The sequence below is a fragment of the Vibrio sp. SCSIO 43153 genome (assembly GCF_023716625.1).
Classification (GTDB): domain Bacteria; phylum Pseudomonadota; class Gammaproteobacteria; order Enterobacterales; family Vibrionaceae; genus Vibrio; species Vibrio rotiferianus.
The window spans coordinates 212,228-237,450 of the sequence record NZ_CP071856.1; the positions used below are offsets into that span (position 1 = coordinate 212,228).

Below are 25,223 nucleotides of genomic sequence, written 5' to 3' on the forward strand. Positions count from 1 at the left end.
CAAATACCTACAATATTTATGATTTTTAAATTTTGCATTATTTGGTGAAACCAAGCCGCTAGCAGCATGACTGTGAATAATATGGCATTATCATGTAATAATACTCTTAAAGTAATAGTTCGCATAAACAATGTCTTTTTAATTGATTGGCGTCTTACTCGTTACATACATTATGTGAGCAATCAAATGGAAAAATATTATCAACCTTTACTTTGTGGGTACTTGCTTCCTCAGGTTCTTATACTTCCAGCATCCCGACCTTTAACAGCACCTTAGAAAATAAAGAATCAGATGACTACTTTGACACCTATGTGACAATCGAGCGCTCATCAATAACAAGCTTGAAAGGCTTAAAAGAGAATAATATCAAGAAAGCAAAGTGGACAATTCTAGATATAAATGACGACAGTCATCAGTTGCCAAAACAACCTTCGGGCTCCTATTACAACTCACTATTAAGGCACGAAAGCAATACTACAACGCCGTCAAAATCACTGACAAAAAGTCTATACAGCGTTGGTTTCACTAGCTTTAAAAAGGGTGAAGTGAAAGGTAGTTTTCTTGCGCAGATTGGAAGCCCTGTTAAATCGCCAGGTGTAATAATTACACGAGATCTCCAACAGCTTTTAGATAGCGAGTAGTATACTTAGAATGGAGTACCCCTGTATGGGCAATCCATTAGAAAGAGCACGTCAATATTACTTATCGGCGAAAGAATCACGTTATCAATCACTATATTATTGGCAATTGGAACACCCCAAAAAAACCGCCATAACACACTTTATTGAACAATGATTCACATAAACAAAAACATAGCGGTTAACGTTTCTATCTATTTAGATATAACCCGATTAAAGACGATATAAATATCAGAAATTTCGCACATGAAAAGTACCATGAAATAAGATAACTTATATTTTGATTTCATGTTTCATTTAAAAACGGCCAATGCAAATAGTAATAAAGGAACACACCATGAACACGATACAAGTGAATTACCTTGAATTAGCTCAAAAAGCATGTGAGTCAGAAAGAGAAAGCCATTGGTTTCAGGCAAGTGAGTACTGGAGAGCTGCCTTTAATGTTGCTGAGACTACTGTCAACCAAAACTGGGCAGTTTGTCGAGCTGAATATTGTCGCGCCAGAGCAGGAATGCGCTTGAGCGTTAAACGAGAACAAAATGAATCATTTTAAAGGGTGCTATTGGTTAGAGATTACAGAATTAATCATGCAATTAAGCATAGAACATGACTAACGGACTGCACTTGATCACATTGCTTATTGGTGTGACTCTTCATCTTGTTCTCGTGTTTTTGGGCCTTAGTGGCTTTCTTATAATTCAAAAAAAATCTAGATTTATGATCGTTATCAAAAGCTTGATGAAATCACTATTATTAGCTAGTGCCATATTGCTTGTAGTTATTTTAGGTCAGGCAAGTCAATACTTTTATTCACTGAATGAATTACGATATCAAACCCTCATGTACTGGCAGTTAGTTCACCCTGAGCAAGATGCATTAACTTACAAATTTATCGACCTCTGTATGAGTGAAAGTTCAAAACTCCATGATGAGTTTTCCCTCTATGACTGTGGAAACAAAATCGGCGCTGGTGATTTAGTTAAAGAACTAAAGAAAACAGATCAAATGCTGGAACGCTTTGCTTGGCCCCTTTATTTAGCAAAGCCAATACTCTTAGATGGCTGAGGAAATCAGCTAACGCTGTTACTTCAACTCCTGACCAACGGTTACATGAGTGGACTCCCTATGTAAAAGGTGCTTGATATCATATCGATATCAAGCACCTTTTAGGCAATTATCCTATCATCATAATGGAAAAAGTCTAACCTCTGTTATAACTTGAAATTTGTATCTGCTTTTGAATCCACATGTCTGGTATAGACATACGGCATTAGATAGCCTTTGTTCGCTTTATATTTTGAGCCGCAACTATTGATAGACCGTTGTTTACGCACAACCAGTTCTTCAAGTGACCTCGCCTTGGAAATAGCTAGCTTCTTATTTCTATAAAAGTCTTGAAAGTACATTTATAACTGATACCACTGCAACAAAGTTCGCCGAGAAATCACTTCTGATTTTCGAAAAGCTCTACAACATGATTAGATACGTTTTCCGCACCTTTATAGATTTCATCCATAACTGTAGAAACTTCAAATATTTTTTTATTTCCAGATTCAGAGATCAACGTAACTTCATCCATCATATCTGTAACACCCTTAAGTAAAACTTGATTGTTTGATACGACTTCAATAATTTCTGAGGTAGAAGATGAGGTTCTAGACGCGAGTTGTCTGACTTCATCAGCAACAACGGAAAATCCACGACCATACTCACCAGCTCGAGCTGCCTCAATAGCAGCATTTAAGGACAACAAGTTTGTCTGACTTGCAATATCTTGGATTGTAGATACTATCTTTTGGATATTACGAGAGTTATCGTTCAATAATTGCATCTTTTGCGCTGTTTGCTGAGCTTTGCCGGAGATACTTAAAGAGACATCTACCGATTCAGTTAAAATTTTTGCGCCTTCTTGAGCTATTTGTGCCGTCTCGACTGCGGTAGAATGCGCGACTTCTGACGCCTGAGCGATCCTCTGGTTCCGTTCTATGCGCCCTGTTATGTCACTCGCGAACTTTATGACTTTAACAACATCTCCCTTCTCGTTTTTGACTGGGTTGTATGTGGCTTCGATCCAAACATCTTTATTATTTGAATTTCGTCGCCTGAACAAGCCCGACTTAATCTCACCATTTTTCAACTCTAGCCAGAAGTTCGGGTTTTGATTGTAAAAGCAATCGAAGCAAAATAATCTATGATGCTGACCCACTACTTGGTTACTGTTGTAGTTCATTAGTGATAGAAAATTATTATTAGCTTTCAGTATGAACCCTTTAGGATCAAACTCTATTATAGCTAGTGACTTATTTAAAGCCAATAAAATAGCTTGATCGTGTTTACGTTCTAAATAGTCTCTTGTGATATCAGATACTATAAGCATAATCTTAAGCGCTACACCATTGGAACTCAAAACCGGAAAGTAATTTTCTTTTAATATGATCGAACCATCCACTTTTCTCTTTCGCTCGTAAAAACCAGTTTTCTTTTTCCCCTTGGCTAAGTCCCGCCAAAATTCCTGGTAAGAAGGGGACTTAAAATCATTAAAACACAGTATTTCGTGATGTTTTCCTTTAATTTCATCAATTGAATACCCGAAAAACATTAAAAATTGAGGACTAGCGTCTACTATTTCACCAGTCACCGTAAACTCAGCACAGGCGGTGCCTTTCTTTAGTGATTCATATACTGCCATGGAATAGTCATTAGTTTCCGACTTTCTTTTATCCTTGAAAAACATTATTTACACCTTTTATTTAATTTTGTAAATCACGCATTAATTTAAATCGGTACATATTAAAACTGCCATCAATAATAATTTATTAAAACCAAGGCCATTCAACAATTCAATTATTGAAAAAAGAGAGAAATAGTATTATACACGATCCAAGTGTACTATTAATCAGAAGCACCCGCTTAGCAACGTAAGAAACATCCGAATCAAACCTTATATTAGTAGATAATTTTCTAGTTCTCAAAACAAGGAATTATTCAATTAAGTAGTATATCATTTGGCGCAAAAAAAATAATATGACTGCGTGCTAATCTAGAGACTACAAAGCGTGAAATTATAACTAAGTGTGAAAGGTGTGCTTTTACCCAAATTTACACCTGATGTATCAAGCTAGTACTTGACGAGTTTTGTTGTTTTTAAGTGAAGTTTGCGCCTTATATCAATATTTTTCGACTTAGAATCAATGGTCTAAATCTTGATGATCAAAGGTTGTCAATTTTCATCTAAAGTTATTTTCTAACTTATTCTTCAAATTTCATAAATCATCTATTAATCTCAAAATAAGCGTGATCAATTTTACTTGATCACGCTTAATAGTTTTCTATTGATTAATCCATTTTACTCAACAACGGTGTAATATTCAGTGGTCATAAAATCTCCGTAAGCAGTGTAAAAATCCACACCGACTGGCTCTCCTGACGCTGTAACACCTTCAAGGGTTATATTAAACCCAGATTCACTAGCTACCCTAATATCGCTAGTTCGTGGTATTGCCGTTGCACCTACAAGGAAATCATAATACACACCATTAGTTTGCTTATAACCAACTCTAATAGTCAGTTTTCTTTGCTGACCTACTTTGATTTCATCGAACTTTTGCCAATTGTATAGAGATACATAATATTGGTGCAATATACGACTATCTACACTAATTCTACTCTCCACTTGATAAAGTTCGCCATTAAAGTAAAAGCTCCCTACAAACTCAGTCCATGCGTATTCACCATCATATTTTTCATTGTAGAAAAAAATAAAGCCTTCCAAGGTTTGCTCATATTCAAGTTCAGATGATTTAACTGTCCATGAGACATCTTCATAAGCGTAAGTTCGCGTAGCGCCATTGCTTAAAGTCGCTACAATGTAAGGCTTGTGAGGTACATTAACAACCAGTTCACCCAGGCCATTCTTCCTTGGATAACGGATTTCAGAACTTTGGACTGTTACTGCATCTTCGAACTGTATCCTTATGTTCTTTGTAACATCTGGTAGCCCTGCGTATGACGCAGTTAGCTCTATGTCGCCAGTTTTAAGTGGGTACAGGTTGCTGCCTTGAATGTCTAAAACGTCTGGATTGTCCACGCTGTATGTGGCAAAAACGCCTGCGCTTCGAGTTTGACCGTCCTCATAAGTCACCGTTACGTTAGGAGTGATGACATCCCCATTGTATGTGTTGATCGTTGCCCCATCGGTCACATTAACATCAAACGAAAGCATGTCGTTATTTAATACCGTGATCTCTACACTATTGTCTGATGTAGTTTTTCCATCTTCTGATAGTGCATATACATGATAAGTACCCGCTTGGAAAAAGTTCACTCGCGTTGAATAACTAGGGGCGGCCGATTCCATTGAATACAGCCCAAGCTCTACTTCTTGACCCGCATCATCGGTTAACTTAATACCACATGTGTAACAACGCTCAGACTTATCAGAACTGATCTGACGTGTGATTTGGAATGGATAGCCACTATTTCTAGTGATCAAGTAATTAGACACATCCAAATTATGGGGAGCAATTGTCAAACCTTCAACGGTATCTTCTGAAACCGTTATGTTAATTGACGCACTTGTGTACTCCGTTTTATCCACACTTAGTTTCGCGTAAACAGGGCCGGAAATAGCCTTCGATACTACCGACTGATAAGAATTACTTTCTAGCATTTCACCATGAACCGTGATTGAGTTCAGGTCCTTAACTTCGCTTCTAAGACCAGAAGCGTAGTTTTCATACACTTTGTACTCTAATTTATCTCCAACTCGGTAATTTGCTTTAGATAATTGCATGTCGATGTGAGAAATCGTCATATCAACGCCTTTAACTTCAACATTAACTACCGTAAAAGGAGCACTGTCTAAGCTGCCATCCATTGCAGAAGAACGATAACCTTCTAGTGTAAAGTCAACGTTATTTTTCTCAACAACCAGTTGATTACCAGTGATTTTTACATCTGAGGAAGTCGTTTGCCATTTAACGTTACTGTCAACCATTTCAGTACCATTAGAAAAATAAACGACCGTTTCCAACTCATACCTACCCTTGCCTGGTAAGCTCAAGGCTTGTCCTATTATTGGCTGTCCATCAACAAGGACACTGATAGAGTCAACCGCACTCGCCTCAACAACTTGTAATCGGACTGACTCACTCGCTTTAAAAGCGTACTCAGCAGTAATGTTTGCCGTACCTTTTTTAATACCACGAATGGAACCATCCGATGCCACAACCGCGACTTCTTCATTATCAGAAACCCAAGTCACGCCATCAGTAATTAGCAGTTCTTCAGGATCATAGCCAAACATACCTGTAAATACCGCATGCGCATTAGCTTGTGTTACCGCATCAACTTGGATGGCGTCATTCGATAATTCGACTCTTATTGATGTCATGGTTTTTTCGACGACAGTAATTGTCGCTGTTGCGGTTTTGCTTGGATCACGGTTTAGTTTCGCTGTTACAATGGCTTCACCTGCACTATGAGTCACTAACTTATTCCCAATGATTGTCCCGACAGCTGGGTCATCCACTGTCAAGCTAAACTCACTTTGACCTAAGTTTGTTACTGTCGCGTTTTCTATATAATGCGCTTTTACGTTAAATTTTTGACTTTGCCCTACTGTCAACGTATTAACAGATGGCGTGATAGTCAAATGTGATACTGTTGCATCCGAGACAACGATTTTCTCTTTTGCTACTTGATTTTCAAATTCTGCTTCAATCCAATAGCTACCTGCCGTAGAAGCCCTGACCCCATAATGATCAAACGTTACAGAGCTTGCATTAACTGAGTCTATCACGCGCCACACCACAGACGATGAAACATCTTGTGTAGTTTCGTCTGACAATACCGCTTCAACGGTCACTTGCAATGGAACATCAACCACCATATTAGTTAAGTCAGACTCAAGCGTTGTAATCACAAGGGACTTAATAGCAGCCGGACTAACCGAAATAGTTAAAGTGGTTTCAAACTCATTGCTTGAGTTTGGATCAAGATATTTACCAGTAACGGTTGTAACGCCTTCTTTTATCGCTTTAAAAGTGCCATTACCTTGTTGCTCTACAGAATCACCTTGCAAGTCAAAAGAGACTGACGCCAATGTATATTCATCGTTATTTGAATAAATGCCTAACACTTCCAATTCTAACAACTGACCAATGGTCATATCAGTGTCAGAAGGCATTGGAGTGCCACTCACTTTATCGACAAAGATAATACGCTCTAACTCTAACGTCGCATCACTCGTTACTTGCACATTCATTGTGCTTTCGTGACCAGCAAATTCAGCCTTAACAGTTGCAGTACCCGCTTTTAGTGCTTTAATTGTTCCTCGCTCCAACGAAACAACATCAGACTCAGATTCATTCAATAATTGCCATGTTACTTCTGTGTTGGCTACCTTTGAAGTCGTGTTGTCACTGTAAGACGCCATTACCGTCAATTCACTTTCTTGCCCTGCAAGTAATTCTAAAGACGTTGGTAATAATTGGATGTGCTCTACTTTCGCCGCGTTATCAACTACCGTGACCGTCGTAGTTACATACTTTGATGGCTCTGTAGCTTTGACGGCCTTGACTTTCGTTACGCCGTCACTCGCCCCTGTTAGTACACCATTAAAGATGTTCGCTATGCTTTTATCTTCTACAGTAAAGCTTAGTTGCTCTGACGAAAGCACTGTACTAGTGCCGTCTACATAATGACCTGTTACAACAAATGTTTCGCGCTGGTTTAACGCCACTACGGCATTTTGAGGACTGATAGATAACGAGTCCAACATTGGATTCGATACTTTCAATACTACGGTAGCAACCTGCCCTCCAAAAGAAGCTTGGATAACAGCTTCCCCCTCTCTAATACCTCTTACTAGACCTCGTGAATTTTTGTTATCAATATGAACAACGTCATGTCCTTCAATCACCGTCCAATCAGACATAGAAGTAAGGTCGTAAGCGGACTCGTCGCTCCATGTTGCTCCAACACTTAACTGGTATGGCACTTCGGCAATCACGTTTGCAACCGTCGCATCAGACCTAGATCTGTTCATACTAACTACAGTATTTGGCGCAGTGATTGATAAGCTTTCTTCTTTAAGGGATGCATTTGTTACGAGAACATCCACTTTAGAGGTCGTTAACGTTTCATTAGTCACCGGATCGACATAGGTCGCTGTAATCGTTGACAAGCCACCTTCTACGGATTTAAACCTGCTTCCTTCTTGTCTTATTGAGTCCCCATTAATGTGATAGGTCACAGGAGAAACAAACTGAGTTTCACCATTCGTTAAAGTGCCGATAACACCAACGTCAAATGAAAGCCCGGTAGGAATTTGATTTTCAGCAGGGAGTGCAAGAGAGTCCTGCGTTAAAGCCAATTGAATATGTTTTAACGCACTATCATTAACCTTTACGTTAATCTCATCAGAAAAACCTTTGTACTCTGCAGTTATATAGGTTTCACCGACAGAATGCGCAACGACTTCACTTCCGTTAAAACTTGCAACTTGTTCATCACCTACATACCATACAACGTCTTCATTCGATAACGTGTTTTGCAAACCATTGGTATACATGGCGGTTACAGCTAAAGGCTCAGAGCTAAACCCTTTTGATAGGTTTAAAGGGGCTGGCGTTATTTGAAGTTGAGAAATAACACTAGGTAACACTGTCACCATGACCGGAACTGACTGCATACCTTTATAACGAACAACTAAAGGAATTGGCGCTTCGGTTTCCTGTAGAGCAAGTAACCTTCCAACACCTTTATATATCGTAAAGGCGTCACCTTGATATTCATATTCAACCTCATTCAAGTCAACATTCGTTGCTTGGCCTAAGTCATCATAAAACCGAACGTTAATTTGCGCTTGCTGACCTTGAGACAGTGAAACATCGGCATTGTTATCACCAACCAATAATTCAACATACTCGTTACCACTTGGAGAGGGAGGATTAACACTCCCCTCAGCACCATCGCCGCCACCACAAGCAGTCAAAAAACCAGTAATAACAAATGTTAAAAACAATTTAAGTATCATGTGTACCTTATCTACAATAGGTAATCTTGATGTTTTAATATATTTCATTATCACGAAATATAATCTGGGATAATGGAAATTCATATAATGATCCTTATTTAAAGCAAACTGTGCCTGTATTGCCTGAGCAATGTTACATAGTTTATTCATTTAAAGTTATTACGACTTTAAAAAAGCATCAAATTTAGGAATATTCCTACACACCATTCTCCAAAAGTCTTACTCACCTCCTTTGAATACTTTAACCAAACTAAATTTTCTCACGAAAGATATCAGCAAGCGTTAGATAATGTTTGATTTATTCTTACAACTCTAATTAACAACAAAGCGCATACTCTTATATTTAATGTTATAGTCATATAGTTACCATAGCAAGATTGAAAGTAAAGAACTTTTATATATCTTTTAAATTAATAAAACGCAATTATTGAGTCAAACGGTATCAAATATTTACGGAGAAACATAAATCAGCTAATAATCTACTAAAGTCGGTAGGTTAAGGAATAAATAAAATTAATTTACCTAACTAGCATAATTCAAAAAATAATAAAAGATAAAATTATTAAAAAACCCGCTAGTACAGCGCTGACATGAAAACAAGAATAATCCCACAAAGCTCTTAGCATCACAAAACATCAATCTACATCTTCATGTGATATTCTACGTCTGAACATATGTACACCTTACTTTCTAAATAGTTATCAAAAAAGGATTCTATTGAACAATGACAAGGCTACTAAAAAGAGATTTTTTGAACCTGCGTTTGTTAAGGGCCAACTGCCGTGAATTATCGACTAAGCAATTGTTAGAAGCTTTTAGCAAACTAGAGTTGATTGTGGAAGAGCGGCGAAGAATTGAATACGCTAAAAAGGTAAAACTAGATGAGCTAAGCCTTAAAATATCTCAAATTGCCAAGCAGATCCAAGCGAGTAATTTAAGAACCACCGATTTGCTTTGTGTATTATCTGAACTGGAAGCAGAAAAACCTAAAACCAGCCGCTTGCCTCGCCCTGCAAAATACAGGTATATAGATTGCAGAGGGCAAGAAAAAACATGGACAGGTCAGGGACGCACCCCAAGAGCGATACAAGATCAGCTGGATAAGGGCAAGTCTATAGATGAGTTTCTAATCACCCGCACTCCGAAGCGAATTTGAGAGATAAGGTGTGATATAAATACAGTATTTTGTCGGGGATTCAAAATAGAATTCGACTGCAACGTCAAGTTTGTTCGACTTAGCAAAGGAAGAAATAACCTCAGACAATCATATTGTAAACTTATTAAAAAAGGATTAATGATATGTTATATTAAAATCATGACAAATGAATTATTAAAGAAAAATCTAGTTTTTTTGTAAAGATCAGAGCAAATAGATTAGAAATAATATTAAAGTACGATGAAATATATAATATTCCCCCACCAGTTTATTTTCTATATGTAAAGCATTTTTGCCGACAATGCTTTACATATAGAAACCAGCAATATAATTCAAGTCCAATAAAATTTAGTACAACCAAGCTAAATTTTTGGTGATTGTACTTTATCATAATCATTATGGTGAATATCATTAGCGATATCTATCTTATCTTGAAAAATAAAGGAAAATTATGATTATAGAATATTACTTAGAAGTAGCAGTCTTAATAGTAACATTAATTATTATGATTATTGTAGCTTGGTGAAATGAATAAAAAACCAAAATTTAACATAAATGTGATTTTTTATGAACTCAATGTGACATAGAACACATCTCATTTATAAGACACTGAATTTCAAATTTAGAAATAGTCAATTTACTATCCTCACGAAAGTTTTTTCCTACAATAGTAATACAAATTGGAGTTGAACGGAGGCAACTGAAACACAAATATAATGTGAGGTGTCACAATGAATAATGCTCTAATTATCGATAATCAACCTTTGTATAGTGAGGCTCTATCATCACTCATTAAAACCGCTTTTCCATATGCTCATGTAATGGAGACCACTGATCCTGTAGATATTATGGATTTAGTCCGCAACAAACCTATTGATTTGGTGATTTTGGATGTAGTGGTTGGAGATAGGGATGGGCTACGTTTAGCCGAGAGCATCCTTGCTTCAGGATACAGAGGGAAGCTACTATTCGTATCCTGTCGCGATTACACAAGCCTATCTAGAGCCGCCTTTGAGCTAGGGGCAAGCGGTTTTTTGAATAAAAATGAATCCAAAGAAACGATAATGGACGCGCTAGTTAGCATTTCTCGTGGTTATTCTATATTTAAAGCTACACAAAATTTACCTTCAAGTGATGCTAGCCTTTCATCTAGAGAAGCTATGGTTTTCCAATACTTAGCGCAAGGTTACTCAAATAAAAAGGTCGCAGAACAACTATCATTAAGCGCAAAAACAGTCAGTACCTATAAGTCCCGCATATTAAAAAAGTACCATGCGAATTCGCTCGTTGAGTTACTAAATACAGTTCCAACCTCAAGTAGTGAATACTTTCATTATTAACATTTTATATATTTCGCGATAGCGTCGGTTAACAACTGATGCATCGCGTTATGTTTGTGAGTCTGCTTCATTTGAACAACAACTCTTGGTCGCCCCTCTTGGTATAGCTCTTCGGGTATAGGGATAAAGTCGAAACCATCAATAGGACGATGAAATTCGTGCAAAACGGTTGCAGCTCCGCAACTCTTTGCTGCTTTTAATAAACTACTAATATTACCAATAGTTGCTATACAGTTAATATTAAATCCATTCCTAGTTAATATTTGTTCAGTTACCTGCTCTCTGTCCTTGCCTCCAACCACTTCTAATAGTATAAACCGTAACTCCATCGCCTTTTTAAATTCGAGCACGCCTAGCTCACTTGGAACAATAATCGCCGCTGGGGCATAGCCAATAAACTTTTGGTAGATTGTTTTCGGGTATTCCTCATTAAAATAATGCATTTGAACATCAACTCGTTCTTCAAGAAGATCTTTGGCAGAGTGATCTAATATACTCCCTATGTGAATATTGGCATTAGGAAATACCCTCACTAGATCATCCAACAACTTGTGGCCAAATCCATACTGTGCTGATTGAGGTAACGCTATCGAGAGCTTTTTGTCATAAGAGAACGGATCAAATTCACTTTTAGCCAAACAAGCGTTGAGCGTATCTAACGCCTCTTCAATCTGTGGCAATTTACGCTTTAAATAATCCGTAGACTCAAAATGATGCGCATGTCGAATAAACAGTTCATCGCCTAGTTGTGCCCGTAGGCGGGTAAGATATTTGCTAATTGAGGCTTCACTTTTACCTAGGGTTTTAGCAACTGGTTTCAATTGACGGTGACGTTCTAGCAAAACAAGTACTCGCAAAAGGTTTAGATCAATCTCTCTATTCACAGTCCAGCACTCCAGAGTTAGAAAACGAAATACAGTGTTCTAATTTAATGATAACGTTTCAATGTTAGCTCTTGATTACTACACCACTTACTGTCTCTAATCAAACTTTTCATATAATTATCTGATACGTATGTTGAATGTTATAGCTTCATCTCACAACAACCTCCACCAATTGACTTGGGGGGAAATTTTGTAGCCTCACCTTAAACTCTTAGCCACTTAGGATCTACATGAGGCATACTAGATTACCCATATCAAAAGGCTATCGAAAGTTTACATACTAAGAGTTACTCTAACCTTCTTTAAAGCTAATCCATTTCGGCAGCTTTCATTAGTTCGATCAAGTTCGTAACGTTAAACTTATCGAGAACCCTTCTCTTATATGTGCTTACCGTTTTATCACTAATTGAGAGGACGTCGGCAATCTCTCTATTGCTCTTCCCTTGTAGCAGCAACTTCATTACGGCATTTTCACGATTTGACAATGAAGGAAAGTTTGAGTTTTCGAAAACAGTTTGCTTAAATTTGAAGAAGGAATATCCTTTAGTCACCGCCTCAATAGCATCTTTTAATGTCTCGTGGTTTTCTGACTTGCACACATATCCATCAGCACCGGTTCTAAAAGCCATTTGACTGTACATATGACTCGTTTCGGCAGAAAAGAAGATGACCTTACCTCTATAACCATGAGACTTAATTCGTTTGTAAAAATCATACCCGTCGCAATCTGCTAAATTCACATCCAAAATGAGCAAGCCGATATCGTCATCTTTAATCTTTTTTAGTGCATCTTTCGAGCAAGTGGCACTCATTACCGTATCTGAGACGCCTAGATCTTCAACTAAAGATTTTATAGCGATACAAACAAGAGGATGGTCATCAAAAATCAAACAGTTTAATTTATTCATCTTTCTTCTTTCAATATTGTTATGGCTTCCATAGGCATTGGTTTGTCGATGTAATATCCTTGGCAAACATCGATCGTATATTGGCGCACAACCATCATAGTAATCTCGTCTTCCACCCCCTCAGCAACAACACTTATATTTAAACTTTTTGCTAGCGCGCAAATCGCTAATACAATATTTTTTTTCTTTGGGTCATCATCTATACCTTGAATGAATGAACGATCAATTTTTAGTTCATTAAAGGGCAGTTGAGCAAGCTTTTCAAAAGAAGAGGACCCTGTTCCAAAATCATCAATACTTATTATTACACCATTCATCCTTAGCTTAAGTAAGTTTTTATACAACGCGGCACTAGTTTTAAATGTATCTCTTTCAGTAATCTCTATTGTGAAGCGATCAGGGCTAATGTCGTTTTGGTTACATCTCGTTATAAATTGGTTAGCAAAGTCAGAATCTTCTAAGTTTGCATGATCAACGTTTAGAGAAATTCTGTGCATTAATCCCCGATTTTTAATGTCATACAATGCGTTGCTAAATACTGCTTCAAACAATTCATTGGACAAGTGACAGCGTTCTACCATATTTAGAAATATGTAGGGGGGCAAGACTCCATATATAGGATGAAACCAGCGAGCCAATGCTTCGTAACCAATTACGTTACCCGACTTGGCATCAACTAGCGGTTGATAGTAATTTTTAATTCTCCCTTCTGCTAGAGCAAACAAAAACTCTTGGTCTTGCACTAAAATTTGTCTATTAAAAGTGGGACTGTTGACATCTTTGTTGGTTAATCGATGCAGTATGTCGACAACTTGAGACTCTTCATATGGTTTTAGTAGCTTCCCAAGAACCTCGAAACTAAACCCTTCACACATCGCCCGGACTGCACTAATAATAGTAACATCCATAGCACTAACCAAAACGACATTACCTCGAAAACCAATGTCATCAAGCATCTCCATCATGTCAATACCATCTTTATTTGGCATTTGGAGATCACAAAATATAATGTCGGCATGTGAGCGATTTACATAAGCCATGGCATCATCCACATTATCGAATGCCTCTACCATAACGTCGTTTCTTGTTAGGATTTGTTTCAACAATGTAATTTGCAATAGATGATCGTCGATTACTATCGCTTTAATTGGTTCATTCATGAGCTTCAATCCAATGGTCTACTAGGTCTACTTCATGCTTAATTTTATTTATTAATCCAATTACTCTTTTGTCAAACTCGTTTTCATCCAAGCTTTCTAAATCAATTATTATACTTAATATTTCCTTTATACCGATTGCACCTAACGCACCTTTCATTCTATGGATAATACGTTTTTTCTCATGAATACCATCCGCTAGTTCTAATTGTTCCACATCCTTTTTCATTGAATGTTTAAATACAACAGCAATCTCATTAACATCATCTAATTTAAACTTTGAAATCCATTGAGGGAATTCACTCACCCCGTCTTTATTTAAATATAACAATAGCTTTAGACGTAAGTCTTCTAGATCATATGGTTTATATAATATGTCATCTATACCAATTTTTTTTGCACGTTCATCCGCGAGGCGAGAATCTTCCGCAGTAATGCCTACGATTGGAATAGAATTAAGTTTTGGTGTTGATTTAAGCTTTGCAACCAGCTCAAATCCATCCATTTCTGGCATGTGAAAATCAGTCAACACTAAAGTTACTTGATCATTTCCTTTGATAAATTCCCAAGCCTCTACCCCATTATTTACAATGATAGGCGTAATACCAAGTTCTCTTAACTGCATGTTAATTACACTTTGATTAATGGGATTATCTTCTGCTACCAGTATTATTCCGTTATTCGACGGCATAACAGGTGATAAATCCCGTCTGGTAGTTCTCGGAGTACAATCTTGAGTCAATAATGACAGTAACATGTCAGGGTATTTAAGTTCTGATTGGTTAAGGTCACACTCATTGTTGCTCCCACATAAAAGGTTCAATGCTTCAAGCTTACCTTCAGTAGTATATTTACCCGTCAAATTTGGATTCACATCTGTTAATGTCATTCCCCACACTCTGCACCAGTCACTTATTGAAGTGGGCAGATGGGAGGCATAACTATAGTTAACTCGTATTGGCATGTCTCCGGCACAGTATTCAATTGGCAACCTCACAACAATCGTTGTACCTAAGCCGAAATGAGAAGTGATATTAAGATCTCCCCCCATGCATTCAACAAGCCGATCCACGATGCTTAAGCCTAACCCTGTACCACCATATTTCCTCGTAATGGAATCATCAGCCTGGACAAAAGGCTGTAAAATTCCGGCTAATTGCTCATCCTTCATTCCAATACCAGTATCAGCGACCTTCAATATCAATTGCTTATCGTCGCTGTTGATACTCACACTTACTTCCCCTTCTGTTGTGAACTTCACAGCGTTAGAAATAAGGTTGGTGGCAATTTGAGTCAAACGAACTGAGTCTAGTCTTAACCAAGGGTTGGCGAGCGGCTTGAAGGTTACTCTATAATCTAGCCCTTTACTGTTTGCTTTAGCCTCAAAGCTTCTAATAACATCACATAGTGTCGTCATGACGTTGGTTCTTTCTGGCGTTACTTTTAGTTGGCCAGCCTCCAGCTTAGAATAATCAAGGACCTCATCAACTAATATGTTAAGGTGGTTAAGTGAGCGCATTGCCTGCGTAATCAGCTCATCACTCGAGTCATCGTTTGTCTTCCTCGCGAGTAAATCAAGTAAACCATGTGCAGCAGATAGAGGGGTTCTTAGTTCATGACTCATCGTCGCTAAGAAATTCTCTCGAGCTCTCACTGCTGCCTGTGCTTTTTCTTGGGCATCAAGTAACGCACTCTCTCTTTCTTTGTGTTCTGTAATATCTTGTAAAACTGTAAGGACAAAACTTTGTTTGCTGCTAGGGAAATAAATACTTTTCCGCTCTCTATATACGTATGAAACTCCTAATTGACATTCACTCGAAGCTCTGGTGTCGTATATGCGCTTACCCGATAATACTTGCTGTAATTCCAGTGCATTATCTACTAGGCAGTTTTTGCTTTTACTATCTTTAATTGTACATCCACTACATTGATTATTCTGATACAAAGTACAATTAGTCATTTGAACTTGATTATCTTCGCTATGAATGAATACAATGCTATTAATTTCTTGAATTATCTCCATTAACCACTGTTTTTCCTTTTCTTCATTCGTCGCATTCAATTCTGCAAGGTTTACCTTCAACTTGAAGTGAGCTAAAACAAAATAGATCGTCGCTAATAACACTCCAAAAATTACTGCGACAAATAATACTATCGTGAATATTTCTTCTTCATCGTAACCATAGGTAAGGTTAAAATTACGATAGGAACGATTCAACTTTTCTATTTCTTTGGCATCTATTGTATCAATTATGCTATCTAGAAGTTTCTTTAGCTTTGTATCGTTATTTGAAACAGCAAATGAAATGGACAAGGTTAGAATATCACTTTCATTGATGTGCAAACCGTCAATATTGTCTTGTGCAATTAGGCTATGAATGATGTCATCGGGAACATATGCAACATCAATAACTCCGGCTTTTAGGTCACTAAACAACTTCTTTAGGTTCTCATATCGTACAAAGCGCTCTTCCTTCCAAGAATCAAGGTTAACTAATCCCTGTTTTTTTAAGCTCATCAAGATGCCCGCATTGGCTCTCCGATGTGAAGGACGAGGTATAGAATCAACAGACTCGACAGAGACAAACTTACTGTTCATAAATGGCTTTGTAATCAACCAATCTGAAGAACGGGGATTCTCCACATAAACAACTGGCACCAAGTTCGCACTAAAGGCAGTCAGTCCACTATTCAAACTGCTTTTTGGCTCTACGTATTGGAGTTGTAACCCTGTACGAGATTGAATTAAGTCAATAAAGTCCGGTAAAAAGCCTTCTAGACGACCTGAGTGCGAATTTCTAAATAGGAAAGGGAACGCCTCTTCACTACTGCTGTATGTAATCTTCTGATCTCTTTCAAGATCATGCCTAAAGTCCGATAATAGCTTATCGTTGACGTGATAGGGGTTTTTAGACGCAACAGAACGTATATTTTTACCGTCACGTTCCCACTTAAGTATTTTGTCTATTTTGTCTATTAGTTGCTGACTATCTTTCGAGGCGATAAATCGAACTTCTTCGCTATTTAACCAGCTAGGAACTTCAACTACTCCGTTGACAATATCGTTTTGATCGAGGTATTGGTTTATAGCTACATAAGTAGAAACTAAGGCATTTGCACGCCCCTGCCTAACTTCATCAAAAGCAACAATGCGGTTTTCGACTTCATGTATGTCAGTCGCGCCAATATCCCTCAAATAGCTACAGTAAACCGTTCCTACGGCGCATACCCATTTTAGCTCTCGCGGATCGCGTCGATGATAACGGTCCTCTCTGTACCAAACAGCTATCGTGCTTGAGAAAAACGGCTCGGAAAATGCGAAACGCTTCTCTCGTTCAGGTGTTTTGCTAAATCCAACAGCGCCATCAATCTTCCCTTTCTCAATATCACCAAGAAGAGCTGGAATAGTAGCGTAGGTACGACGCTCCAGTTGGAGGTTGAGGACTTTTGCTATGTTAGTTAAGTAATCGAGATTGATACCATAGAACGGACCAACTTGTACTTCACTATCAGAACCATCTGATTCGTGAGCGATAACTCCAATCGTTATCACCTGTTTCGGTTGCGTCTTCGCAGTTACACTGGCTGAACACATTGAGGCATACAACACAACAACTAAAGTAATTACTTTCAATAAGAATTTTGACATGCTAACTTCCACGACTTGGGAGGTCAGGCTAAATTCCTCAGCGAAAATGTCAAACTCACCAAAAGCCAATACAATGGTTAAAGTGCTGATTTTAAAGTACTAAAAACAAAATGTAGGAAAGCGCCTACATTGTTATCCTCTATGACCTACACCCAACTTTCGTAATGCTGACACATTTTTAATTGAGGTAATGAATTCAGTTTTTAGATGTCATATTTACCGTTATCCACTGAGGCTGGCTGTTCCCGCCCGGCCTTTAAGTTCCATGTTTTGGCAAGATACACAATGCACAAGGTCTATTTCATGCTATTATCAGTTGTCATTACAACCTCTGCTTCAACCGTCAAGTACATCAAATAACTTCATATATCTCCTTACTTGATAAAGAAAACATAATACACTAAGGCACTTGTTCAAATGGTTAACAACTCTATCCAGTGGTTTCCGGGCCACATGCATAAAGCCCAAAAAGAGATTGCAGAAGCGATCCCTCAAATTGATGTCATTATTGAAGTGCTTGATGCTCGTATCCCTTTTAGTAGTGAAAACCCTATGATTGCGGAGCTCAAAGGAGATAAGCCTGTAGTAAAAGTGCTTAACAAACGCGATCTTGCAGATCCGGAGTTGACTCAAGTTTGGATTGACCACTTCGAGAAAGAGCACAACGTAAAAGCAATTGCCATTACTACCTCTCAACAGTCTGAAGTCCAAAAAATTATGGAGTTGGTACGTAAACTTGCTCCGCATCGCGAAGAAATCGGCAAAAACATCCGCACCATGATCATGGGCATCCCTAATGTTGGGAAGTCGACCATTATCAATACACTTGCGGGCCGTACCATTGCAGTGACAGGCAACCAACCAGCGGTTACACGTCGTCAGCAACGTATTAACCTTCAAAATGGTATCGTTCTTTCTGACACTCCGGGGATTCTATGGCCAAAAGTAGAAAATCCACACAGTGGCTTCCGTCTTGCTGCAACTGGCGCGGTAAAGGACACCGCAATGGAATACGATGAAGTAGCCTTCTACACTGTGGAATACCTAGCGGCTCACTACCCTGAAAAGCTAAAAGAGCGTTACCAAATCGACGAACTGCCACAATCGGATATCGAGATGATGGAAGAGATCGGTCGTCGTCGTGGTGCATTGCGTGCTGGCGGTCGTGTCGATCTTCATAAAGTATCGGAAATCCTTCTTCACGAACTTCGTCAAGGCACACTGGGTCAAATTACTCTTGAGCTACCAGAGATGATTACTCAAGAGCTAATCGAAGTAGAAATCGAAACCGCTCGTAAAGAAGAAGAGAAAGCGAAACGTAAAGAAGAGCGTCGTAAGCGTTACCTTCGTAATAAGCGATAAAAACACTCTCAAATACAATTAAAAGCGCGAGTCATCGCGCTTTTTTTGTCACTATGAAACCCAAAATCAGCACTAACCGGTTCGCCTATCTGGCCTCAAAAAGTCACCTTAGACTGCCTGTATAAGTAGATTGCATCCCCACAAGCCTATATGCGATTTAGCATAGTTAAAGCCTTAAATATTGAGTTTGCATGGGCTCTCAAACTTATGCAACTTGGATAATGACACTTCTCTCACAATACGGATCATACACAGTGTCAGCGCTGACGTTTTCTGTATAACGAAGAGAGTATATTATGAGTGACAAAGCTAAAATAAAACCACTTCCTTCCTTTGTTGAGGAGCGTCTGGACTTTTACATCCATGATTTAATAGCAAAAAATCAAAACAAAAAACACCTTGTACTAGGAAAACGCCCAACGGATAGTTCAGTGGTGATGCAAAGTAATGACTACCTATCCTTGTCAAGCAACCGACAGATCCAATCTGACCACCAGCACGCTATATCAGAAGATGATGATAACGTCGTAATGTCAGCAATTTTCTTACAAGATGAACAATCTAAGCCTAAATTTGAACAGCAACTTGCTGATTTTACGGGAATGGAAAGTTGTTTATTGTCCCAATCAGGTTGGGCTGCAAATGTTGGCTTATTACAAACGATATGTGCACCACAAACTCCTGTCTATATCGACTTCTTCGCCCACATGTCATTGTGGGAGGGAGCTCGTATCGCCGGAGCTGAAATTCACCCGTTCATGCACAACAACATGAACCACCTCCAAAAGCAAATCAAGCGACACGGTGAGGGTATTATTATCGTTGATTCTATTTACAGCACTATTGGAACCATAGCACCCCTCGAAACAATCTACGAAATTGCTTCTGAATCAAACTGCGCTCTTATCGTCGATGAGTCACATTCATTAGGTACACATGGCCCTGCAGGAGCCGGGCTAGTAAAAGCCCTTGGTTTAACGAGTAAAGTAGATTTCATTACGGTTAGCTTAGCCAAAACATTTGCTTATCGGGCAGGCGCAATCTTGGGCCCGCAAAAGCTATCTCAATCGCTCCCGTTTGTTGCGTATCCTGCTATTTTTAGCTCGACAATTCTTCCTCAAGAAGTTGTCCGCTTGGAATCTACGCTGAACGTTATTAAAAGTGCGGATGACAAACGAAAAGCTTTGTTTGCACGTTCATCATCTTTAAGAACCGGACTAAAGCAGATTGGATTTCAGATTCGTAGTGAATCACAGATCATTGCTTTGGAATGTGGAAGCGAAGAGAACACGGAAAAAGTGAGAGATTTTCTAGAGGAACATGATGTATTTGGAGCCGTTTTCTGTCGACCAGCTACAGGAAAAAACAAGAATATCATTCGTTTTTCTATCAACGCTGATATCACAACAGCTCAAGTCGAACACGTATTGGCCGTGTGCGAAAAGGCTTTCAATAACCCTGAACTAGAATTTGTCTAAACAACTGTTTTAGTACAAATAAACTCGGAGCTCAGTTCGCTGAGCTCTATATCCAATGAGCAATTTTGTCAAACAATCGAGCTTTATCAGCTGGCTTGACGATAAAATCAGACATGCCTGATGACTCTATCTTTTCAAGTGTCACCGGTGAGCTATCACCTGTATGTGCAATAATTGGAATCGTCGAGTAAGCACACTTCGAACTACGAATCTTGCGCGATGTTTCAATCCCATCCATCACTGGCATTTCAATATCCATTAAAATTAAATCAATACTTTCAGAACTCAAAGCTTCCAGTGCTTGTTCGCCATCTTCTTTCTGAATAACATCAAACCCCTGCTTTTCTAACAACAACGCGGTGAACTTTCGTAGCGATTCGTTATCGTCAACGACCATGATAGTCCTTCTGTTATCGTGCTCTATTTCTCTAATAGGGGCCGCAGCAGACTCATAATCAACATCAAACAATAACCGTTCGATAGTCGTGTAAGTGTTTAGTAACCAAGCTTGAGTCTCCATCCAGATAGGGAAATAACCAGCCTTAATTGGACGAGATGGTGAATGCTGCTGGAATAAGTAAACAATTCGCCCTTCTGTAAATGATAGAAGTGATTCAATTCTATCCAGCTGTGTTCCGCGGATATCAATACTTTCAAGGTCGACAAAAATCACGTCATACTCGAACTCGTACTCTTTCTTATTGAATACATCCAACGTGTTAATAACATCAAACTGAAACCCCATATGACGACTTAATTCTGTCGCCTTACTCACCAGGATCTTTTGGTTAGATATCAACACTACTGATTTCAACTTGATTAACTCATCCTTTATTTCTTCTACTACTGGCGAATTAAGAAGAGGAAATGTCAGCGTAAATTGAGACCACTCTCCAAGCTCAGAGACACATTTAATATCACCACCGAAGGAGCGCATGACCTTCTTACAAAATGGTAAGCCAAGCCCATAATTTCCAGATTTACCGGTTGTATAGAAGTCCCTAAAAATGTTTTCAAGAGCATCAACCGAGATCCCAGCCCCATTATCAGTAACAACAATACGGTTGGCATTATCGTTCGACTCAACGGTCACGTGAATATGGAAGTCTTCTGAACTGCGATGATGAAATGCATTTTTAAATAGGTTGTAAACTACGTACTTTAACAAAGTGTCACTACCTAAAAAGTCAAAGCCACTCCGGATATCGATTGATATTGCCGCCCTATCTGACGCTCGCTTGTAGCTGAAACTTTCAATTGCATTTTCAATCACTTGTTGGACATTATGCTTTTTAAAGGTAGCGCGAGAAACTCTATTCTCGTCTATTGATGTCAGCAACAAATCGATAGTCTCATTACCTGACTGAATCATTTTCATTGCGTCATCGCTAATCTCGCGCAATAACTCAATATCTTCAATGGACAGTTGATAAGTGTCTTTTTTCTCTTGTTTTGGATCTGGAATAATTGACTGCATCACATCGATGGAAGAGCAAAGCCCGCTTAACGGGTTACGCATTTCGTGAGCAATCCCCGCTCCAAATGACTTAGCTATGGATACTTTCGCTTCATGTTCAACTTGGTTTCTAAAATAAAATAGATTGCCGAAAAGATAGATAAACAAAAAGATCGGAACATGTGTCCAATCCATCGTTATATGCAGGTGAAACCCTTTCGAGGCCCACGCAAAAAACGTAGCCAGAAAAACCCCGACGAACGTTTGGATAAACATCACTCGAGTGATATGGACCAAAAGGATATGCAAAAAAATCGCCGACATAAATGACATAACCCAAACATTGGACCAATCATTCATCAGCAACATATAGAAAAAGAAAAACGGTAAGCAAAGGGTTATAGCAAACTGATAGTACCAATGCATGTTCGCTTTTAGGCGAGAGCTTAATTTGTTTCTAACGATAATCCCGAGAAATAGAAGTGAGCAAAACAAGCGCAGTGGTAAGTTTTCGTATGGCTGTGGGAACAAGTACTCCCATACAATAAAGTACGTCGGAAAGCCAACAAACCCCATCCAACCAACTAACGTCAGATTCGGCTCTGCATACTGGTATACCTTACGCAATGCATCCATACTATCGTGCCAACGACCCATTTAAACCTATTTTATTGAAATTATAGACATAACAACTCTAGAACTAATTATATATCAGTTAATACAGTGATGCAGCGCAGCGATCTTTCTTTTGTTTGTGACACATGTTTTCTATTTGAGATCTATTGTTTATTTGAGTGCTTTTTAAGCCGAAATAATAGATGAGAGAAACAAAAAAAGCAGCTCTTGGCTGCTTTATTGTTGGGGTAATACTCTTAAGAATCAGGAGTAAACGACGTGCTCTTCTATCCCAGACACTAATGACTGAGCATTCGTCCATCGAAACACTTTCTCTAATACTTCACTGCCGCCTGGAGCTCGCCAGTTTCGCTCTTTACATTCCTGACCACCAAGATGTCGATAGAACTCGACTGCTTGCGTATTTTCAGACACGACCTCCAAGTAAAGGCCGCTGTCTTTAAAGTATTGTTGATGCCACTCAGCAACAGCTAACAAAAGCTGCTTTCCTATCCCACGACCGCGATAGCCATCATCAACATGCAAAGCCTCAATAAAACTACCACGCTCAAAGTCGTGATTGCCAAACACACAAACAAAACCAAGAAGAAGACCGCCCTCTTCGGCTAAAACGATATGTTGGTTAAATGGTGGATTGGTTAAGCGTGTTTGCCATATCAACAATTTGTCGTCGATGGCTTCACTATCTAAGTAACTGTCACTCAAAACACCACGGTAGTGACGCTTCCAACTGTCCGCATGTAACTGCGCTATGCGTTCATAATCCTTATATTCCGCTACTCGTAATTCCATTACGTATTCCTATGTTTTCTATTGCTTCTCTAGCTAGCGTTGGCATTTTCCACCTCATATACCGCTAATTATTGGTAGATACTTCAAACCTAACGCCTCAGCTCATTGATTAATACTACTCATTATTCATTTAAAAGCAAAATATCCCACTCTAAGCTGCCAATAATGCGACATTTCTTTTAGTGATAGAACTGTCACATATCGAAACAAAGTCAAATAACTATGATTTGACTTACACGTGTACGCTGATATTCTAGCGTACAGTTGTTAGCTCAAAGTTAGGGACACATTGTGAAGCATAATAAACCACCACTCATCTGGTTGAATATTTTGATATTTTCTGCCAGTTTCATTCTCACCTTTGTTGTACTACCTTGGTATGCATACCGCTACGGTTTAGGTTGGGAACATCTGATCTGGGGCATTATCGCCTTTAGTTTCACCAACCTCTCTATTACAGCGGGCTATCACCGCCTTTGGAGTCACAAAACCTACGAAGCTCACCCAGTTTTACGATTCATCTTTGCTATCGGTGGTGCTTTCTCTCTACAAAACAGTGCTATGCATTGGTCATCTGATCATCGAGTTCACCACAAACATGTCGATGACAACGACAAAGACCCCTACTCAGCTAAGCGCGGTTTTTGGTATTCACATATTGGTTGGATGCTTCGTGACTACAATCATTCAAAGGAAAACGAGTACACCAATTGTCGCGATTTGAAGCGCGACAAAATCGTCGCGTGGCAGCACAAATATTATGTCCCTTTGGCTATCGCAACGAACATTGGTTTCCCACTGGCTCTTGGGCTTATCTACGGCGATATCTGGGGAATGTTCCTAATTGTCGGTGCAGCTCGTCTGTTCTTGAGCCATCACACCACTTTCTTTATCAACTCATTGGCACACATTTGGGGCAAGCAGACTTTCACCGACAAAAACACCGCTCGCGATAACGGCATTTTGGCATTCTTTACCTTTGGTGAGGGCTATCATAACTTCCACCACATCTTTGAGAACGATTACCGTAATGGCGTCTACTGGTGGCACTACGATCCAACCAAATGGCTAATAAAATCATGCTCTTGGTTAGGTTTGACGACGAAACTTCGCACGACTTCGACATTTCGTATTGAGAAAGCACGAGCAACTCAATTACTGAAGAAAGCCAAAGAGAAACTAGAGAGTAAGCCAAACAGCCAATCGATTAGAGATCAGCTTCAGAAGGAATTCGATGCACTCGTACACCACATGCAAGAATATTATGAAGCACGTAAAGAAGTGTTGGGTGAGAAAACAGCAACGGTAGTGAAAAAGTACGAACGTTCAGTATCAAAGCTGAAATACGAACAAATTAAGGAAGAATTTGAACGTCAACAACGCAGTTGGAACCTCTTAGTTCGACGCTACGCATAACGTGCAACTCGCGCTTCAATATAAAGACGTCTAAACTAATACACCTAAACAAAAGCTCCGTTCATTCGGAGCTTTTTTATTCAACCAAGCTTCTTTAACGTGATCCAGCTCGAACTATTGCTTTTCCCACTTTTTAATCATTCCGTACAATATTCATTCAACAAACCGTTCGCATTTTCGTTTCATTAAAATCAGAAATACCAGTAGATAACACCTACGAAACGTAATTTGAACAAGATAATCCAATGCAGTTATTTATTAATCTAATATTTGTTTTAGATCATGCTAGCTCTAATTTAGTCTCGTGCCA

16 protein-coding genes are annotated in these 25,223 nt (G+C 38.9%); 8 read left to right on the forward strand and 8 right to left on the reverse strand.

Annotated features, from left to right (window positions below):
- The first annotated feature begins 311 nt into the window (after window positions 1–311).
- The 3 genes from J4N37_RS25215 (at window position 312) to J4N37_RS17170 (ending at window position 1,706) form a co-directional block, all read left to right on the forward strand.
- On the forward strand, window positions 312–641 hold the full coding sequence (locus tag J4N37_RS25215; protein ID WP_353505836.1) for a LipL32 family surface lipoprotein: 330 nt from the start codon (window positions 312–314) through the stop codon (window positions 639–641).
- A gap of 334 nt (window positions 642–975) precedes the next feature.
- Complete coding sequence (locus J4N37_RS17165; RefSeq protein WP_252042880.1) at window positions 976–1,194, forward strand: ANR family transcriptional regulator; 219 nt, start codon at window positions 976–978, stop codon at window positions 1,192–1,194.
- A 53-nt stretch (window positions 1,195–1,247) separates the two neighbouring features.
- Window positions 1,248–1,706 carry a hypothetical protein gene (locus J4N37_RS17170; RefSeq protein WP_252042881.1) on the forward strand — a complete coding sequence of 153 codons (459 nt, stop codon included), beginning with the start codon at window positions 1,248–1,250 and terminating at the stop codon, window positions 1,704–1,706.
- A 379-nt stretch (window positions 1,707–2,085) separates the two neighbouring features.
- Here J4N37_RS17170 and J4N37_RS25140 read toward each other — a convergent pair whose 3' ends face one another.
- Window positions 2,086–3,375 (reverse strand): methyl-accepting chemotaxis protein, encoded by a 1,290-nt coding sequence (locus J4N37_RS25140; protein WP_286036628.1) that lies wholly within the window; start codon window positions 3,373–3,375, stop codon window positions 2,086–2,088.
- A gap of 612 nt (window positions 3,376–3,987) precedes the next feature.
- Entirely contained in the window at window positions 3,988–8,829 is a 4,842-nt protein-coding gene (locus J4N37_RS17185; protein WP_252042882.1) for an Ig-like domain-containing protein, read from the reverse strand.
- A 574-nt stretch (window positions 8,830–9,403) separates the two neighbouring features.
- Here J4N37_RS17185 and J4N37_RS17190 point away from each other — a divergent pair.
- Window positions 9,404–9,835 (forward strand): H-NS family nucleoid-associated regulatory protein, encoded by a 432-nt coding sequence (locus J4N37_RS17190; protein WP_252042883.1) that lies wholly within the window; start codon window positions 9,404–9,406, stop codon window positions 9,833–9,835.
- Between the two features lie 731 nt (window positions 9,836–10,566).
- Window positions 10,567–11,175, forward strand: coding sequence for a response regulator transcription factor (locus J4N37_RS17195; protein WP_252042885.1), 609 nt, complete (start codon window positions 10,567–10,569; stop codon window positions 11,173–11,175).
- Here the strand turns inward: J4N37_RS17195 and J4N37_RS17200 are convergent.
- The 4 genes from J4N37_RS17200 to J4N37_RS17215 all read right to left on the reverse strand — a co-directional run bounded on the left by J4N37_RS17200 (window position 11,172) and on the right by J4N37_RS17215 (window position 17,773).
- Complete coding sequence (locus tag J4N37_RS17200) at window positions 11,172–12,059, reverse strand: LysR family transcriptional regulator (RefSeq protein WP_252042886.1); 888 nt, start codon at window positions 12,057–12,059, stop codon at window positions 11,172–11,174. The genes J4N37_RS17195 and J4N37_RS17200 overlap by 4 nt on opposite strands.
- A 308-nt stretch (window positions 12,060–12,367) precedes the next feature.
- Window positions 12,368–12,967 (reverse strand): response regulator transcription factor, encoded by a 600-nt coding sequence (locus J4N37_RS17205; protein ID WP_252042887.1) that lies wholly within the window; start codon window positions 12,965–12,967, stop codon window positions 12,368–12,370.
- Complete coding sequence (locus tag J4N37_RS17210) at window positions 12,964–14,127, reverse strand: EAL domain-containing response regulator (RefSeq protein ID WP_252042892.1); 1,164 nt, start codon at window positions 14,125–14,127, stop codon at window positions 12,964–12,966. Before J4N37_RS17210 ends, J4N37_RS17205 begins: the two co-directional genes overlap by 4 nt.
- Window positions 14,120–17,773 (reverse strand): ATP-binding protein, encoded by a 3,654-nt coding sequence (locus tag J4N37_RS17215; RefSeq protein ID WP_503048381.1) that lies wholly within the window; start codon window positions 17,771–17,773, stop codon window positions 14,120–14,122. Before J4N37_RS17215 ends, J4N37_RS17210 begins: the two co-directional genes overlap by 8 nt.
- A 417-nt stretch (window positions 17,774–18,190) precedes the next feature.
- Here J4N37_RS17215 and ylqF point away from each other — a divergent pair, with 417 nt between their 5' ends.
- Window positions 18,191–19,135 (forward strand): ribosome biogenesis GTPase YlqF, encoded by a 945-nt coding sequence (gene ylqF, locus J4N37_RS17220; protein WP_010452164.1) that lies wholly within the window; start codon window positions 18,191–18,193, stop codon window positions 19,133–19,135.
- A 296-nt stretch (window positions 19,136–19,431) separates the two neighbouring features.
- On the forward strand, window positions 19,432–20,613 hold the full coding sequence (gene cqsA / locus J4N37_RS17225) for an alpha-hydroxyketone-type quorum-sensing autoinducer synthase (protein ID WP_252042893.1): 1,182 nt from the start codon (window positions 19,432–19,434) through the stop codon (window positions 20,611–20,613).
- 46 nt (window positions 20,614–20,659) lie between these two features.
- On the opposite strand, the gene J4N37_RS17230 is transcribed toward cqsA, so the two are convergent.
- Both J4N37_RS17230 and J4N37_RS17235 read right to left on the reverse strand, forming a co-directional pair.
- Window positions 20,660–22,705 carry a hybrid sensor histidine kinase/response regulator gene (locus J4N37_RS17230; RefSeq protein ID WP_252043319.1) on the reverse strand — a complete coding sequence of 682 codons (2,046 nt, stop codon included), beginning with the start codon at window positions 22,703–22,705 and terminating at the stop codon, window positions 20,660–20,662.
- A gap of 243 nt (window positions 22,706–22,948) precedes the next feature.
- Window positions 22,949–23,497, reverse strand: a complete 549-nt coding sequence (locus J4N37_RS17235; RefSeq protein ID WP_252042894.1) for a GNAT family N-acetyltransferase — start codon at window positions 23,495–23,497, stop codon at window positions 22,949–22,951.
- 291 nt (window positions 23,498–23,788) lie between these two features.
- Between J4N37_RS17235 and J4N37_RS17240 the strand changes: the two genes are divergently transcribed.
- The gene (locus J4N37_RS17240; RefSeq protein WP_252042896.1) at window positions 23,789–24,913 is read left to right on the forward strand and encodes an acyl-CoA desaturase; all 1,125 of its coding nucleotides are present in this window, start codon (window positions 23,789–23,791) and stop codon (window positions 24,911–24,913) included.
- Window positions 24,914–25,223: the final 310 nt, after the last annotated feature.

Bases quoted from the DNA above. Each gene is read 5' to 3' on its own strand.
- J4N37_RS17230 (WP_252043319.1), bottom strand. From the start codon at position 22,705: ATGGATGCATTGCGTAAGGTATACCAGTATGCAGAGCCGAATCTGACG.
- J4N37_RS17210 (WP_252042892.1), bottom strand. From the start codon at position 14,127: ATGAATGAACCAATTAAAGCGATAGTAATCGACGATCATCTATTGCAA.
- J4N37_RS17190 (WP_252042883.1), top strand. From the start codon at position 9,404: ATGACAAGGCTACTAAAAAGAGATTTTTTGAACCTGCGTTTGTTAAGG.
- J4N37_RS17165 (WP_252042880.1), top strand. From the start codon at position 976: ATGAACACGATACAAGTGAATTACCTTGAATTAGCTCAAAAAGCATGT.
- J4N37_RS17235 (WP_252042894.1), bottom strand. From the start codon at position 23,497: ATGGAATTACGAGTAGCGGAATATAAGGATTATGAACGCATAGCGCAG.
- J4N37_RS17195 (WP_252042885.1), top strand. From the start codon at position 10,567: ATGAATAATGCTCTAATTATCGATAATCAACCTTTGTATAGTGAGGCT.
- J4N37_RS17215 (WP_503048381.1), bottom strand. From the start codon at position 17,773: ATGTCAAAATTCTTATTGAAAGTAATTACTTTAGTTGTTGTGTTGTAT.
- cqsA (WP_252042893.1), top strand. From the start codon at position 19,432: ATGAGTGACAAAGCTAAAATAAAACCACTTCCTTCCTTTGTTGAGGAG.
- J4N37_RS17185 (WP_252042882.1), bottom strand. From the start codon at position 8,829: ATGAATAAACTATGTAACATTGCTCAGGCAATACAGGCACAGTTTGCT.
- J4N37_RS17205 (WP_252042887.1), bottom strand. From the start codon at position 12,967: ATGAATAAATTAAACTGTTTGATTTTTGATGACCATCCTCTTGTTTGT.
- J4N37_RS25140 (WP_286036628.1), bottom strand. From the start codon at position 3,375: ATGTTTTTCAAGGATAAAAGAAAGTCGGAAACTAATGACTATTCCATG.
- J4N37_RS17170 (WP_252042881.1), top strand. From the start codon at position 1,248: ATGACTAACGGACTGCACTTGATCACATTGCTTATTGGTGTGACTCTT.
- ylqF (WP_010452164.1), top strand. From the start codon at position 18,191: ATGGTTAACAACTCTATCCAGTGGTTTCCGGGCCACATGCATAAAGCC.